Below are 15961 nucleotides of genomic sequence, written 5' to 3'. Positions count from 1 at the left end.
TGTCTTACTCCCGGCCTCTTGACTGATAGTATTTCCGCTTTTCCTTCTCCGTCTGATCACTCTTCTGAAACATATCCGCAGCGCCCGATTCTTCGTTTTTCTCTTTCTTCGAATCAAGGCCGACGATGACTGTTTTTCCCGTCCGTCCACGATGAAATACATTTCGTTGCATACAAAAAGCGATTTGTTGACTTTAGGAAATTGACATTGACAAAAGTATTGTGCAAAATACCCCCTTTTTATAAAATGAAAAGTAATTATTTGGATATTGAAGGGGGAGAGTGTGTGAAAAAGAAAATGTGTTTTTTAATAGTGCTGCTTTTTGCAGGTGGTTGTTTTGTGACTCCATATGACTTTGTCTCGGCTGAAGAGTTTGTAGACCATCAAACTGACAGTGACGATCTATATTACTCAGGGAAAAAGACAAGGGAAATGGTAAAGGATGGGCCGATGCATTTTACGCTGGAAACAACATACCATGAAAATGGAATCGTTGAAGCCATTGTTATGGAAAATAAACATACGACTCATATTCAATATAACCCCGCAACGGGCATGACTATATTAAACGGTGTCACATTAGAAACAAAGAAAGAATTTGAAATGGGTTTGCCAGCGTACAAAGAAGTATACATGGGCACTGTAACAAATAATGTTCCGGCAGGCACTTTGGTTGGAGCGGCAATTTCTTTGACGAGTATATGGACCAGGGTTCCTGCGAGCAGAGTAAAACAAACAGTTTTAACCCTAACTTCATTGGCTGTAGGAGAGACGCTTGATAAATTAATAAAGGTAAAAATCAAGCAATATAGAACTTCGAAGCCTGTGAAAGATGGAAGCATGTGTTACAAACAATATAAATATAAGCATAAGTCCACTTGGTACTATAAGAAAAAACAAAGTAAACAACAAAGCTCAAGCTGGTTTTTACAAAGTAAGCCCTGTTAAGGAGAGAGAAAATGAGCAAATGTCCGATATGCAGGAAACCGTTTACTTTTAGAGAAAAATATAAGCTTATTAGAACAAAAACGCCAACTTGCCCCAGATGTAAAAGTCCACTAAAGGAAACAACAGCTTCAAAATTGCTTTTTGGTTTAATTTTTATTTTGCCAATACTTTATTTTATGTCTTTTTGGAGCGGATGGGATTCAATAGTAAAGTGGTTTTCTCTTTTTATTTGGATTGTGTTTTGTTTATATATTTTGCAACCTGTACTTTATCGTTTTGATAAGACAAAAGCTTAAGTTATTAAGCTAAGGAGAGAGAGTAAAGCAACTCCCAAAAAGGAGTTGTTTTTTATTGGTGAAATAACAATTGCTTTTTATCATATTTTATTAAAATTTGTTGAATTGTGTTCGTGTTATTTTTAATCATATATAACATATTTGCTGAATATTTGTTTTGATAATCATAAATCAATATTTTTTGAGAGCGAGTGTTTTTACGTGAGGTGCGGAATGAAAAAGATCATAAAGGTATTTTGTATTGCCGGATTAATAAATTTGGGCAATTGTGTTTATATAATTAGAGGATTTTTTGAAGAAAAAAGAGTGAATTACCTTTTTTTGATGATAGAATACTATGTAATAGCATAAATAAGGAGGATTCTATGAAAAAGAAACTTTTATTTATTGGAGTGCCAATTGTGGCAATCCTTGCAATCATTTTATTTATTTCAGGCAGATCCCCTGAACCTTCAGATCTCGCAAAAGAATTTGAAGAAAAAATTAAACAGGAAGATGCTAAGGGATTATTGAAACTTGTTAAAGTTGACAATGGAACGAAGTGGGGAGAAAAGGAAGCCGAAAGTATAATCAAGTATTTAAAAGATGATGAGTCTGATTATAAAGATCAAATCATGCTATTAAATGCACAGGCCAGTTACTACGAATCAGATGGAAAAGCCAATAATATAATTTCGCAGCAATATCCTGGGGAAAGCATATCTAATATTGGTCCTTTTTATATTAAAAAGGATAAAGGGATTTTTGGAGGCGACAAATACGTTTTAAAGGCCCGTGGTTATAAGTTAGAAGTACATGCAGCCAAAGGAGCTAATGTTACTTTTAACGGTGAAACAGTTGATATGCAAGGTAAGGGTTCCAAGGAGCTAGGTGTTTTTGGGCCAGGGGTATATACCATTAAAGGCAGCAAAAAATATGATTATACAACGGTTGATGATAAAACAGAAGTGACGCTATTTGATCCTGAAAAATTTGAGGAAACCGCCAGCCTTAATTTTAGCGGTGATACGGTTTCTGTAAACTCTGACATTCCGAATACAAAGGTACTGGTTAATGGGAAAGAATCAGGAGAATCTATTTCCGAAAATACGGTGTTTGGCCCCGTAAAAGACGGTATTAAGCTTCAAGGATTAGCTGAATTTCCATGGGGGGAAGGAAAAAGCGAGGCAGTCACAGTCCAATCAGAAACTACGGAAGAATATAACCTTACACCTAACCCAATTGTCAACGATGAGATGAAAGAAAAAATAAAATCGCTGATCAATGATTTTGCTAAAAATAGAAATGAAGCTAAAGCGAAAAAAGATGCAAATAAGCTTAAAAATGTTTCAGACAGTTTGAAGAAAAGCTACATAGATGTAATTAAGAATTATGACAAAGAAAATTACTATGAAGGTAAAGCTTTGGGTACTCGCATTGACTTTTCTAAGGTGACTTACGAAAACGGCAGTGGGGGAAAACAGTTGATCCATGTTCCTGTGGAATTTCATCTGAAATCGAGAGAGGTTTATGAATTTATGGATTCAGAGCTTGAAGAAAATTTCGATGAAGAAATCGTAACATTACAATACGATGAAGAGAAAAAAAGCTGGATTATCGAAGGTGAAAAAGATGACTATGAGTCATCGAATAATGATTATATGGCAAGCAAAGATGTAGCCAAAACAACTTTTTAAGATGATTAGCCCTTCATGATTGAAGGGCTAAATTCTTTTCTGCTTGTTTTTTTTGTTTTTCTTTCTTAACCCTTTCCTTATCGATAAAACTCATGGAACATCTACATTAAAATCGCGTTTTTCAATCTTAGAAACATAACTGCATGTGATCCCTAGTTCTTTTGCAATTTCCTTTTGTATTTTTTCTATTTTTAACTTAATCCCAAATCCTCCAAATATAACTTATTTTTCACGCTCATCTAAAATATTGATGGTCTTTTTATTTTGCTAATTCCAGATTTAACTGAATTGTGGAGATAAAATCCTCATTTTAGACTTCAGCATATTAATCAGCGATACTTCCTTTTCTTCTTGATCTTGGCCGATGGGTTCGTACAGTGAAACATCCTTTTGAGTTTTCTTCCGGGTTCTAAGGTGCATCAGAATTTCGTTTTCTATACACAGCGCGGCACACAACAAAGTAGCAAGTTCTAGTTGTAACAAAGGAAGAAAAACCCCTTCTATTAGTAAGGATAAAAAAGTTCCTTATTCTAATGGAAGGGGGAGGGCGTACTATTAAACTCTAAAAGAGTTCAGTTTTCCAAGACTTTTTAGGAGCGAAGAACCACAAATTCCAAAAGTCATCCTTTGACTTAACTGCATATCTGTAGATTGTTGTTGACTTTGAAGCGGATGGAGCACTTAAATAAAATTCATGGTTCGGAGCCTTGTCATGTTTACCTGAAATGGATGCCATACTCTTCGTCAGCATTACATTATAACTGTAGTCAATCTTTGGATAATAGCTTCCGAATGGTATTCCAACTGCATGTGTTACAGTCCAATGGAGGTAATCGCTTTTTTTGCTAGTGATATGCAGCTTTATTCCAGAGCTACTGGCGGTTTTTCTTTCGATGATTTTTTTGCAGTTCGGGTCGCTACATCTAACAGATTGACTGACATCTTTAAACAGGGTTATGCTTGTCGGCGAATGGAATTGTGTATTAACCATCGCCTGTGTTCTGAATTTACTTGATGTATCTGAAAATCCTCTATTATCCCCCTTTAAATATGTTTTCGAAATCTCTGGTTTAGGATCTGCAACTGTTTTGTAAGGAATGAAAGTTTTATAATCCCATCCCTTCATATTATCCTTTGGTAGCTTTCCTTGTATTGAAAAGTTTTCGTCAGTCGTTACATCAGCTAATACAGAATCTTTTGATTCTAAGTATGATTCTTTGTTTTCCGGCATATCTACAACTGCAGAGAGGGAACCTTCAACACTCATGATTTTAGATTTTTCTTCTTCTGAAAGATTTGAACCCGATTCTTGTATCTTTTTCTCGATCTCTTTTTTCTTTGCTTCAGGCGGGTCCAAACTAACTTGGATAGAGTAGTTGTATTTTTCACCTGATTTCACATGGTAGTCTATAAACTCTTGATTTGTTGTTTCACCTATTTTTTGATCGTCTCTATAAACCTCATATACTCCGTCTTTGTCAGGGAGTTCATCCCATGAAAGCTGAACGCTTTCAGCATCAGCTATAACATTTAAGTGACCGTTTTGAATTTGGTAAGCCATTAAATCTTCGGCATAAGATTCTTCAGATGAATTTAAAGCTTTTTCTCCTAAATCATTGGAGACGTTTAGAGTAACCACTTTCTTTAACTTATCTTTTTGAAAGATCCCTATTTTATATTTATCTCCAATCGTTGACACATCATCACTGTATTCGTTAGAATCACCTTCGTAAACTGGTGCGCCATTTTTGAAAAACTTGTATTCGTCTCCTTTTTCGTTTACCTTTAATGTAACATGTCCATTTTTTACTTTTGTTTCAATATCAGGGATCTCTTTCGCATAACCTTTAGGTATTGAACATAAACAAAGAAACAGAATTAGCAAGAAAGATAGAACAAAAAACTTTCTCATGGGAATTCCTCCGATCTTTGAAAAAATTGATTTCAAGAGAAAGGGAGTTTGATTAATGCGTATTTTTGGTGGGATTATTAGTTATTTATGTACAGTTGTTTTTTCAGTTGTATCAGCGGCAATTGTCTACACGTTGATGTTCTTAGAAGGGTTTGGTTTTTCGTCTTTTGGAGCGATAAGTTTGTTTATGTTTGTTGCTTATTTAATCTTTGCTACACCGATACAAATCTTTCTAAATCGCAAACCAAAAAAATTTCATGGATGGTATTTGGTGACTTACTTTATAGTTTCTCTTGTCGTTTGTGGGGTTTTAGCCTTATTGACTAATTACGGTCTGACTGCTTTTGTTTCGTATAAACTATATCTTTTTAGTTTTCTTTTGGCATTAATTTATTGGTTTTGGGACTCTGTTTTTAGACAAAAGAAATAGAGCACATAAGATTAAGTCAAATTTCACCCCTTTACTTTTTATTTGTGCGAGTCAATTGTACCACACGAAATTACAATTTCAAGAAAATATACATATTTTTTAGAAATAAACCTTTTTTAGGATTTAACTGTTCTTTGTTAGATCAGTTCAGTGATAAACAATACACTTTATGATGAACCATAGGGTTTCTTCATGTGCGGGTCAGCCAACGGATATGATCACAACCGATAAAGCGAAGACCTAGTCGTCCGTTGCTTGGGTGATCAACTATCATCACATTTTGTTTCTCCAGCATCAGCACACCTTACGAAAACATACGTTAAAAATGGAGTTAATCCGGGATATCTAGGCAGTAGAAGCTCAGCGACTTATCGAAAAAAAGTTATTAGGAAATTTAAGTCTGACAATGCTGTCAAAGTATCAATAAAGGGATGGCAACAAAAACAAACCGATGATAATGAAGCTAAGGTGACTTATTACCTTTACCAGGATGGATCAGAAGTAAACCATGTAACTGTACTGAGAGAATATAACTGAATCACGCAATTGGTATTACAAAGCCTTCAGCAATGTTAAACCTGGTGTTGAAAGAGAAACCTATGCGGAAAACAATTCCTCAGGAGGTGTTGGATTAGGATTAGATGCTTATTGGGATACGGCAGAAAAATAAAACTGACGTAAGGATAATCCACGTCAGTTTTTTAGTATTGAGAGAAGGGGACTCAGAATCTAATCCTGTTACTATACTATGTAAAGGCATCAGACCCGACACTATCCTACTTTTATACTCGAAGGAGTGAAGAGTTTAGTCGGTGTTCCGGTTTTACAAAGTATTCAGTATCTCTTTGAGTCCATTATTTTTCCAATGCTCAGACTGTCGAGTATCATTTTTGATTAACCTTTCAATTTGTTTAGGAGATAAAATTACAATATCCTTGACTGCACCAGATCTGATTGCTTTACGGAGAGCAGATATGTCAAGTTCTATTATATTTTCACTATATCCCTTTGCACACCGCCTTTTTCAGTACCATCTTTATCAAATCGATTTATCGGAATCCATGCCTCTTGTATTACTGACAGAAATGGTAATAGTATGTTAATTGTCGGAGAAAGGTGGTATGGAAAAAGTACTTTATCCTTAGAGTTCCTTCTGAACAATTGTTATATTCAGATTTTAACCATTTAAGAGAAGCCGCCGATATTTGCGATATCCTTTTTAAGGAAAATATTAATTATAGGAGGAAAAAATGATTTTAATAAGAAAAGCCAAATCGTCAGACGCTAATTCAATTGCCAATGTTCATGTGGAAAGTTGGAAAACCACATATCAAGGAGTATTGCCTGATGACACGTTATCTAAGCTCTCTGTCGAAAATCAGGCAGAGCTTTGGAGAACTTCATTAAGTGATCCTCAAAATCAAGATATTGTCTATGTTGCACAAGAAACCGACGGTAAAATTATAGGCTTTGCTTCCGGAGGTCCAAACCGTGATCATCTTAGCAAATATAAGGGTGAAGTTTCCGCGATTTATCTGTTGTTACAGTATCAGAAAAAAGGAATCGGATCTCGACTAATGAAGGCGATTGTAGAGGAGCTTGTAAAGAAAAACATAAAATCATTATTGGTATGGGTTTTAGCCGGTAATCCATCGATAAATTTTTATGAAAAGCTAGGTGGAAGGCAGAGCACAACAAAACAAATACAATTCGGTGAAGGTTATTTCAAAGCTATTGCTATCGGCTGGACGGATATAAATGGTTTTTTGTTATAAAATGATCTACGTGTTATTATATGCTCCCCTAAAGGTAGGCAGATGAAATAAAAAAATCTGTTTGGTTGCTTTGGGAATCGGGATGCTCGTTACCAGGCCAATGATCGGAAAAATGATTGATAAGATTGGTGCGAAATCCGTGGTTATGATCAGTCTTGTTTTTCCGCTTATCTTAATCACCGATAAAACAAGTTTGATCTGGATTTCCATCGTATTGTTCATCCGCTGCACCAGTATCGGGGGGAATCTTCCGTTGGCGAGTGACGCTTATACAGGGCTTGACAGAAAACAACTTCCAGAAGCAGGTGTCGGTATTAATAATATTGAAAACCCTGGTTCAAGCTTCGGTTCAGCTGTGATCGCAACCGTTGGCGCAACTGTCATGGAAGGATTGCAACCAACGATTGCGAATAGCTTAAAAGGTTATCATGCCGGGTTCTTAGTTTCTACAATTGTCCTTGCCATAATCTTCATCCCACACATAAAAAAGCCAAATAAACAAATGCTCACTGGTGAAGTTTACACGCTCCAAGAGCATTCAAAATTGGCTGATTTATTCCATACGGGGAAACTTCATCAAGCAGAAGACGCGCCCGTTACCCAGCCAAATTAGCTCGCATAAAAAGAGGCCGGGTTTATATAATTCCGAGCCTCTTCATCGATCTCACTTCCCCTTCGCCTTCTTCCTTTTCTCCTTCTCCGCCCGGTAAAACTCATGAAACATCTTCATCAGCGCGCGCTTCTCAATCCGCGACACATAGCTCCGCGAAATCCCAAGCTCTTTCGCAATTTCGCGCTGCGTTTTTTCTTTCTTCAAATCAAGGCCGAAGCGGCCGACGATGACTTCTTTTTCTCTGCCGTCAAGGATGTCGATGTATTTTTTGACTTTTTCAAGCTCCATGTTGAGCTGGATGGTGTCGATGACGTCTTCGTTTTCTGATTTGAGGACATCAATGAGGCTGATTTCAATGCCACTCACAGGTTATCCGTTTTTGTTGTATTAAAGTGTTAAAGATTTGACTGTTTTTGTTCCGATCGCCACTCTCCCTTATCCTTGGTGGATCGCTTTTTTCGATGAGTGATGGCGGGCAAGGTCCGCCCATTTTCTTCGCGACTCTGCACTACTCCTAGCCGTTACAGTACGTTGTATTTTTAATAAAATCACGAAGCCGCTAAAGGAAGTGGTTTGATATTAGGGAATTGCATCTGACCGATTAAAGGATTGGTTTTGTACTTTGTTTTTAATAAAAGGACAATATGCTGTGCAGGAGCCAGAAATGTTTGCGGTGTATGCGTTAGTGTCTCATAAGTCACAGCGTGCTATATGAGCAGAAGTTGAATTGATGATTAATCAGATAGAATAAATATTGGAAGAAGGGATGTAAGCAAAAGAATTTAGATAAGGAGATGCTGGGGTGAAAGCACAGGCACTTTTTCAGACAACAACAAGTATCGATCATCCGGCTTACTCTTCAGAATGGACCCATACTGCAATCGATAAAATGTTTAATGAGTTGCTTGATCTTGTTATACGTGGTTTGAAATAGAAGCCTTTGAAAAATTTAGCCTTCAGACAGCCACTACAAACTTCCGGTTTAAAAAGAGTTAATCCTTGTTGATCATCAAGTCATGAATTTGACATGGGACGAAGCGAGGCAAAGCAGAGGAATGACAGCAAAATGATCTTGGCACAACGTTGGCACTCTGTTTTTGTTTAGACCGTGTATTATGGTATTAAGCGAGTAGACAAGTTTATTTTTTGTGATTACTGCATAAAATACATCGAGAATTACCCCTTTTTTCAAGAGGTATCCTGAAGGATGCTTCTTGTTTTTTGGAATGAATTCGAATAGGCAAATATGGATCTTACACATATTTATAAATATATATTCTCTCCTTTCAATTTAAGTATCCTTAAAAAAGATTTTTGAGGATACTTTTTTTGATTTTAGGCTATGGATAGTACGCGATCGGACAAATATGGGTGATTGTAATGGTACATGTATACACTGTTTATCATAGTTTGATAATGATAATATGATTAATGAATGAAAGGGGAGCTTATTCATGTTTCATTGCAAACCAAATGTGATGCCGCCAATTGTACACCCGACTAATTGTTGTCAAACTCATACTTTTTCAAAAACAGTTGTGCCGCATATTCATCCGCAGCATACAACTAATGTGCATCATCAGCATTTCCAGCATGTCCATCAATATCCGCACAATTATTCTAGTTTCAATCCGGTTACACACTCTCATACTCATTGCGGTAAACCTTGTTGTAACTAGTGTGATTTAACAATGTTTGTATGGTTTACAGTGCATCTTCATATTTAGCACCCAAATGAAGGGTGCTTTTTTACTTGGATAGCTACTGATCACGGGAGCTTCGAGTGTATACGAATAGCCAGAGTACAAGTGGTAAAAAATGATTTTCATTGGTAAGATCATCGCCGACAAAAACAATTTTTAAGTAGACTGAGTAACTCTTTGGTGTGAAAAAAGTGGATCAAATAAAGAATATTTTCGAAAATGAATGATTATATAAATATCATTCAATTTAAAAAAAGGCGGGAATGAAGAAGGGGATGTATAGTTAAAAACATGAAAATATATAAATGTAGTGCAGATTTATAGCAATGGTGAGTAGCATCCTACATGATTGATCTGGAAGATGGATCTTATGGGATAAGAAGACGATGTTAAAAAAGTTTAGTTAGGATTCAAACTTATCTTATCTCTCAGTAAACAGAGGCTAGAATTTTCTTCTCTTGGCTTCTTACAATCACTTCCCCTTCGCCTTCTTCCTTTTCTCCTTCTCCGCCCGGTAAAACTCATGAAACATCTTTATCAGCGCGCGCTTTTCAATCCGTGATACATAGCTCCGCGAAATCCCGAGCTCCTTCGCAATCTCCCGCTGCGTCTTTTCTTTCTTCAAATCAAGACCGAAGCGGGCGACTATGACTTCCTTCTTCAGTCCGTCATGAATGTCGATGTATTTTTTACTTTTTCAAGCTCCATGTTGAGCTGGATGGTGTCGATAACGTCTTCGTTGTCCGATTTAAGGACATCAATAAAACTGATTTCATTGACTTCTAGAGGTTTTCCGTTTTTGCTTTATTAAAGAGGGAAAGAATTAATTGGTTTGGTTCAGTTCAGGTATCTCTTTTAACAACCTGACAATTTAAATGCTTATTGTGTAACTTAATGTTCAACATTGTTTAAATAAAGGCTTAAGGATTAAGAAATAATGCAGGAATCTTTAATATTTTTCGTAAACGGGTCACTTTTTTCGGAAGTACATAAAAGCCCTCAATTTGTCATTAATGAATCTGTCATTTAAAATATATGATGAAATTTTTTTCGGAATTTTTGGGATTGTGATTACTATCGATCTATCTACAGGTGAAAAGGTTAAGAAAAAGAAACGAAAATAAGGGAGAAGGTCTTTGTGATCTGGCCAGAAGAAGTAGCACATAAGGCGAACCATTCAGAAGCCTTTTAGGGTTTGTCAGTAAAAAAGGCTTTCAGCCGCAGAGAAAACCACCCGTTATCATGGGTGGTGATTAATGAATAGAAAAAATTCTTATAAAAAGGAGTCTCAAAATGATTAACATACTTATTGTCGATGATGATGAACATATTCTTGAATTACTCAGTCATTACCTTCAAGTCGAAGGCTACGTTGTTTTTGAAGCTTTTGATGGTGAACAAGCTTCATCCATTCTTGCAAGAAAACAAGTTCATTTAGCTGTGGTCGATGTGATGATGCCCAATAAGGATGGATTTCAACTATGTAAAGAAATCAGAAAATATTATGATTTTCCTGTTATTTTGCTGACAGCAAAAGACCAGTTGCCAGATAAGGAAAAAGGCTTTTCTGCCGGAACGGATGACTATTTAACTAAACCTTTCGAGCCGACGGAATTAATATTTCGCATAAAAGCATTACTGCGTCGATATAAAATGGTGAATTCCGAAAAAATCCGCCTCAATGATACTGTAATAGACCGGAAAAGTTATGAAGTGCATTGTAACGATAAATTATTGATGCTGCCGATGAAAGAATTTGAACTATTGTCACAGCTTGCAAGCTATCCAGACAGAGTTTTTACACGGGATGAATTAATCCAGTTGATTTGGGGAGCGGACTTTGATGGAGATGATCGAACAGTAGATGTTCATATTAAACGGCTGCGCAGCCGTTTTTCCACTACCGATGATTTTAATATTAGAACGATTCGCGGTGTCGGTTATAAATTGGAGGTGGCAAAAAAGTGAGGACACTCTATTTAAAAATTGTGTTGACTACTATTGTTGTCATGATGTTCAGCAGTGTGGCCGCTTTTTTCATTTCCAATGCATATTATCAATACAACCTTAAACCTTACAATGACAAAAAATTAACCCGTATGGCTGAAGATGTAAAGACATTTTATGAAAGCAGTCCAAATGTCAGACTTGATCACTATTTAAGAAATATCGGTGATTTAGGTTATCAAATTTATTTAGTCGATGAACAGGGGCGGGGTTCTTTTTTTGGCGGGTCATTTAGAGAAAAAGAGTTAAGCGATAAAGTGATTCAATCTGTATTAGATGGTCATGTATATCACGGTATTTCCCAATTTTCTTCAAAAGGTTTTATTACAGGATTTTTTGATAACGTACTCATCAATACGATTGGAATTCCAATTAGGGACAATGGTCATCAATACGCCCTTTTTTTCCGTCCTAATACGGAACTTCAATTTGGAGAGTTACGGATTTTTTTTGCGTTGATCCTTCTTCTCACCATTTTCATCAGCATTCTTTTAGTTTTGGTTAGCACCCGTTACATTGTGAAGCCAATCACTAAGTTAACTCAAGCTACAAAACAAATCGCCGAAGGAAAATACGATATTCAATTAAACACAACATTGCGCGATGAAATCGGTGAATTGACCAACCATTTTTCGCGCATGGCAAAAAATTTGGAGCAGCTGGAAGCCATGCGTCAAGAATTTGTTTCTAACGTTTCTCATGAAATTCAATCACCGCTTGCTTCTATACAAGGCTTCTCAAAGACATTGCAATCGAAGAAATTATCTGAAGACCAGCGTCAACATTACTTGTCCATTATCGAAAAAGAGAGCCGACGCATGTCGCAATTAAGTAAGCAATTATTAACACTTGCTTCCTTGGATAAAGAGAAGGAAATATTGAGTAAAAACACCTTTGATGTTGCTGCTCAAATTAAACAAGTGTTATTTATGACGGAATGGAGCTGGCGTGAAAAAGACTTAGCTTTGGAATTGGAGCTTCCCGCTGCTTTCATTTATGCGGATGAACAATTGCTCCATCAAGTTTGGACGAACCTTCTTGTGAATAGTATCAAATTTACTGAAAACGGCGGTTCCATTTCCATCAAGCTGATGCAAAAAGATGATGAATATCACATAGAATTCAAGGATACAGGCATTGGTATTTCCCAAAACGATTTGCCTTATATATTCAATCGTTTTTATAAAGCGGATAAGGCAAGGGGCCGTAAAGAAGCCAGCAGCGGTTTAGGGCTTGCTATTACTAAAAAAATTATTGAGCTGCACGACGGGCAAATTTATGTTGAAAGCCAAATAGGAAAAGGAACAATTTTTCATATTTGCTTGCCTAAAGAGTAATGTAATTTGCCGTTCATGTGCTGTTCATATTCCCCGTCTATATTTTATCTAAGGCAATAAAGCTGTTAAGAATAAAGGATATCGCGATTGGAGGAATAGACGGTGTTTCTTGCTTTACGAGAAATTAAATACGCAAAGTTGCGTTACTTTCTAATTGGGTTCATCATGGTGCTTATTGCATGGCTTGTTCTTTTTGTTTCAGGACTTGCAAAAGGGTTATCTTCTGATAATGCGTCTTCAATTCAAAAGATGGATGCGGACTATCTTGTGATTCAAAAAGAAGCGGATAATCGCTTGGTCCGTTCAATATTGTCTGAGGATAAACTGAAAGACATTCGAAACAATACCAACAATAAATCGGCTGCGCCTTTAGGCATACAGATGACCACATTTACTCAGAACGGGTCTTCTAAGAAGGTTGATGCAACATTTTTTGCCGTAGATATGAAAGGGTTTTTGGCTCCTGATGTTGTCGAAGGCCGTATGATTAACAACAAGACCAAAAATGAAGTCATTGCAGATCGTTCGTTAAAAGAAGATGGATTGAAATTGGGGGACTATATAAAAGAGCAGTTCTCTGGTAAAACGTTTAAAATCGTGGGGTTTACTAAAGGAGAATCATTCAGCCACGCACCTGTGATTCACATCAACTTCACAGAGTGGGGAGATATTCATCAACGTTCTGCGAATCAACAATTGTTTTTTAATGCAATCGCATTAAAGACAAGTCAAGATACCGCAGAGCAAATTGGCGAGAATGTAACAGGGGTTGATATCATTGACAAAAGCCAGGCTCTAAAAGGTATTCCCGGTTATGCTGAAGAGCAAGGCTCACTTATCATGATGATTGCATTTCTCTTTATTATTGCAGCTTTTGTGTTAGCCGTATTCTTTTATGTGATGACCATACAGAAAATCAATCAATTTGGAATATTAAAAGCCATTGGTGCAACGACCGGTTATTTAGCGCTTCATATTATTTTACAAGTTTTATTGTTAACATTGATCAGTCTCTTGATCAGTATTGCATTAACATATGGTGTAGCAGCTATATTACCAACCAACATGCCATTTGATCTTACACCGCAATTGGTTTTAAGTTGTTCAGGTCTATTTCTGTTTGTTTCTCTGATAGGATCATTACTTTCTCTATATAAGGTTTCAAAAATTGATGCAATTGAAGCGATTGGGAGTGCTGCACAATGAGTCAAAAACTGATTTTTGATCATGTCGATAAAGTATTCGGAGATGGCGATTCATCTGTAAAAGTTCTTGATAAAGTGTCTTTAGAAGTGAAAGCCGGGGAATTTGTTGCTGTGGTCGGACCTTCTGGGTCTGGTAAAAGTACGTTCCTCTCAATTGCCGGTGCATTGCTTTCTCCGACAACAGGCCGCATTCTGATTGATGAAAACGACATAAGCCAGTTAACTGAAAAAAAGTTGAATCGTATTAGATTGGAAAAAATCGGATTTGTATTCCAATCATCTCATTTAATCCCTTATTTAACAGTTCACGATCAGTTGTTGCTTATTTCAAAGCTGGCCGGAAATGATCATAAAGAAGCGGAGCAAAGAGCAGTTAATCTGCTTGAAAAACTTGGATTGAAACATCGTATTCATCGTTATCCGCAAAGTTTATCCGGGGGAGAACGTCAACGAGTTGCAATCGCTCGTGCCTGGATGAATGACCCGGAGATTATTCTTGCGGATGAACCGACAGCGAGTCTTGACTCAGAGCGGGGCCGGCAAATTGTAAAAATGTTAGCAGATGAAGTAAAATCCAGAGAAAAGGCCGCTGTAATGGTTACTCATGATAAAAGAATGTTAGATTTATGTGACCGTGTGGTGTATATCGAAGATGGCAAACTTTTAGAACTAACTTAAGAGAATAGTAAAAGTACGTGCCTGCTCACTTAAGACTTAATGAAGCAGAAGCTTCCTATGTGATAAAGAGGATGGTTTTAATGCTTGTTTATGGTTTCCCGTGCAACTTATTTGTCATTGATATGAGTTAAAAGTTCTTATACGATCAATCTGTTCTTCGAAATCTTTTCACTTTGTTTAGAGTCAGGGGAAATTCCCTTGACTTTTTGTTCTCTCTATATCTCCCCCTATAAAACTTATTAAACACCTTCATCAGCGCGCGTTTCTCGATCCGGGACACATAGCTCCGCTCCTTCGCGATTTCCCGTTGCGTTTTTCCTTTCTTCAAATCAAGACTAAAGCAGTCGACGATGACTTCTTTTCTTTTAATTTTTTCAAGTTCTATGTTGGGCTGGTGTTAATGACGTTTTCGTTTTCAGACTATCATATTACATTGACTCCCAGAAGTTATTATTTTATTAAATCGATAAGGAGTGACACGGATTTACTCAGGAATCTAGGCAAGCTCACTAGTTCAGATTCATTCTTTATTTCCTTTTAATTAAAAAGATGAAGTAGTGACTATTTTGCTGAAAAACAGTGTACTAGCGTTGAAAACAAACAGAATTGAATGGATACAATAAAAGGATATTGGTACTACACGATTTTCACAATTCTTAAAAGAGTTTAAGAAACTGAACAGCATTATTCATAGAATAAAAGAAAATTTTTGTTTAAGGTGTAAGACGTATGTATAGAGAGAATAGATGCCCATACTGCGGTAGATGTATAAATGTATGCTGTTGTGTTAAAACAATTGGTATTCCAGGAAAGAGAGGACGACGAGGTCAAGCCGGTCCTCAAGGACCAACAGGTCCGACGGGAGCCACGGGAGCCACAGGGACAAGTGTAACTGAAAACTCTATGTATGCATCTAATACAATTGGAAGTACGATACTAGTTGTTTTAGGTGGTTCACCAATCCCTCTACCGAATAATCAAAGTTTAGATGGATTCATAGCAAATGGAAGCAATACCACATTTACTGTTCCAGTGACAGGACGATATTATCTCTCATATCAAATAAACACGACTGCTTCATTACTTGCTGGTTCAAGGTTAACTTTGAATGGAAGCCCAATATCTGGTTCAATTATATCACCAGCAGTGGCTATTTCGAGTTACAACAATGACGTCATTGCGAACCTACAGGCAGGGGATAACATATCACTACAATTATTTGGATTAGTGGCTACTGTAATACTATTAGGTGGGGGATCAACAGGTGCTGCCTTAAGCGTTATTCGTTTAAACTAATTCTAAGTAAAAGATTCAATACGAAAAAATGCAATAAGTAAAGAACTATGATGAGTAGTGAGAGAATACAGAGAAAAAAAGGGTT

14 protein-coding genes and 5 pseudogenes are annotated in these 15961 nt (G+C 36.8%); 13 read left to right on the top strand and 6 right to left on the bottom strand.

Features of this window, described 5'->3' with window-relative positions; translation table 11 throughout:
• Positions 1-4: 4 nt before the first annotated feature.
• Positions 5-172, bottom strand: coding sequence for a hypothetical protein (locus H7F26_RS20205; protein WP_017474352.1), 168 nt, complete (start codon positions 170-172; stop codon positions 5-7).
• A 113-nt stretch (positions 173-285) separates the two neighbouring features.
• On the opposite strand from H7F26_RS20205, the gene H7F26_RS20200 reads away from it, so the two are divergent.
• The gene (locus H7F26_RS20200; protein ID WP_017474351.1) at positions 286-948 is read left to right on the top strand and encodes a hypothetical protein; all 663 of its coding nucleotides are present in this window, start codon (positions 286-288) and stop codon (positions 946-948) included.
• 661 nt (positions 949-1609) lie between these two features.
• On the top strand, positions 1610-2920 hold the full coding sequence (locus H7F26_RS20195; protein ID WP_017474350.1) for a TcaA 3rd/4th domain-containing protein: 1311 nt from the start codon (positions 1610-1612) through the stop codon (positions 2918-2920).
• A gap of 13 nt (positions 2921-2933) precedes the next feature.
• Here the strand turns inward: H7F26_RS20195 and H7F26_RS22115 are convergent.
• Together H7F26_RS22115 and H7F26_RS20185 are read right to left on the bottom strand one after the other, a co-directional pair.
• A pseudogene (locus tag H7F26_RS22115) lies at positions 2934-3370 on the bottom strand (RNA polymerase subunit sigma-70); the annotation flags it as partial.
• Positions 3371-3482: 112 nt separating this feature from the next.
• Positions 3483-4832, bottom strand: coding sequence for a hypothetical protein (locus H7F26_RS20185; protein WP_003183736.1), 1350 nt, complete (start codon positions 4830-4832; stop codon positions 3483-3485).
• 55 nt (positions 4833-4887) lie between these two features.
• Here H7F26_RS20185 and H7F26_RS20180 point away from each other — a divergent pair, with 55 nt between their 5' ends.
• The 3 genes and pseudogenes from H7F26_RS20180 to H7F26_RS20170 all read left to right on the top strand — a co-directional run.
• Positions 4888-5262, top strand: a complete 375-nt coding sequence (locus tag H7F26_RS20180) for a UPF0715 family protein (protein ID WP_003183734.1) — start codon at positions 4888-4890, stop codon at positions 5260-5262.
• Positions 5263-6512: 1250 nt separating this feature from the next.
• On the top strand, positions 6513-7037 hold the full coding sequence (locus H7F26_RS20175; protein ID WP_003183733.1) for a GNAT family N-acetyltransferase: 525 nt from the start codon (positions 6513-6515) through the stop codon (positions 7035-7037).
• Between the two features lie 55 nt (positions 7038-7092).
• A pseudogene (locus tag H7F26_RS20170) lies at positions 7093-7548 on the top strand (hypothetical protein); the annotation flags it as partial.
• A 153-nt stretch (positions 7549-7701) separates the two neighbouring features.
• On the opposite strand, the pseudogene H7F26_RS20165 reads toward H7F26_RS20170, so the two are convergent.
• Positions 7702-8010, bottom strand: a pseudogene (locus H7F26_RS20165) (sigma-70 family RNA polymerase sigma factor); the annotation flags it as partial.
• 262 nt (positions 8011-8272) lie between these two features.
• On the opposite strand from H7F26_RS20165, the gene H7F26_RS22310 reads away from it, so the two are divergent.
• The 3 genes from H7F26_RS22310 (at position 8273) to H7F26_RS20160 (ending at position 9329) form a co-directional block, all read left to right on the top strand.
• A complete protein-coding gene (locus tag H7F26_RS22310) occupies positions 8273-8365 on the top strand; it encodes a hypothetical protein (protein WP_219619955.1) in 93 nt (30 codons plus the stop codon).
• An 87-nt stretch (positions 8366-8452) separates the two neighbouring features.
• A complete protein-coding gene (locus H7F26_RS22110) occupies positions 8453-8584 on the top strand; it encodes a hypothetical protein (RefSeq protein WP_017474348.1) in 132 nt (43 codons plus the stop codon).
• 520 nt (positions 8585-9104) lie between these two features.
• Entirely contained in the window at positions 9105-9329 is a 225-nt protein-coding gene (locus H7F26_RS20160) for a CotD family spore coat protein (RefSeq protein WP_017474346.1), read from the top strand.
• A 496-nt stretch (positions 9330-9825) separates the two neighbouring features.
• On the opposite strand, the pseudogene H7F26_RS20155 reads toward H7F26_RS20160, so the two are convergent.
• Positions 9826-10148, bottom strand: a pseudogene (locus H7F26_RS20155) (sigma factor-like helix-turn-helix DNA-binding protein); the annotation flags it as partial.
• A 498-nt stretch (positions 10149-10646) separates the two neighbouring features.
• On the opposite strand from H7F26_RS20155, the gene H7F26_RS20150 reads away from it, so the two are divergent.
• The 4 genes from H7F26_RS20150 (at position 10647) to H7F26_RS20135 (ending at position 14580) form a co-directional block, all read left to right on the top strand.
• Positions 10647-11321, top strand: a complete 675-nt coding sequence (locus H7F26_RS20150) for a response regulator transcription factor (protein ID WP_017474344.1) — start codon at positions 10647-10649, stop codon at positions 11319-11321.
• Entirely contained in the window at positions 11318-12697 is a 1380-nt protein-coding gene (locus H7F26_RS20145; protein WP_017474343.1) for a sensor histidine kinase, read from the top strand. Before H7F26_RS20150 ends, H7F26_RS20145 begins: the two co-directional genes overlap by 4 nt.
• Before the next feature lie 102 nt (positions 12698-12799).
• Entirely contained in the window at positions 12800-13903 is a 1104-nt protein-coding gene (locus H7F26_RS20140; protein ID WP_017474342.1) for an ABC transporter permease, read from the top strand.
• On the top strand, positions 13900-14580 hold the full coding sequence (locus tag H7F26_RS20135; protein ID WP_017474341.1) for an ABC transporter ATP-binding protein: 681 nt from the start codon (positions 13900-13902) through the stop codon (positions 14578-14580). Before H7F26_RS20140 ends, H7F26_RS20135 begins: the two co-directional genes overlap by 4 nt.
• A 145-nt stretch (positions 14581-14725) precedes the next feature.
• On the opposite strand, the pseudogene H7F26_RS22105 reads toward H7F26_RS20135, so the two are convergent.
• A pseudogene (locus tag H7F26_RS22105) lies at positions 14726-14974 on the bottom strand (hypothetical protein); the annotation flags it as partial.
• A 335-nt stretch (positions 14975-15309) separates the two neighbouring features.
• On the opposite strand from H7F26_RS22105, the gene H7F26_RS20130 reads away from it, so the two are divergent.
• Positions 15310-15876 (top strand): BclA C-terminal domain-containing protein, encoded by a 567-nt coding sequence (locus H7F26_RS20130; RefSeq protein ID WP_111304961.1) that lies wholly within the window; start codon positions 15310-15312, stop codon positions 15874-15876.
• The last annotated feature ends 85 nt before the right edge of the window (positions 15877-15961 follow it).

Source organism: Bacillus sp. PAMC28748, from assembly GCF_014250415.1.
In the GTDB taxonomy this organism is placed as follows: Bacteria; Bacillota; Bacilli; order Bacillales; family Bacillaceae; genus Bacillus; species Bacillus licheniformis.
This window is presented reverse-complemented; position numbering and strand designations above follow the sequence as displayed.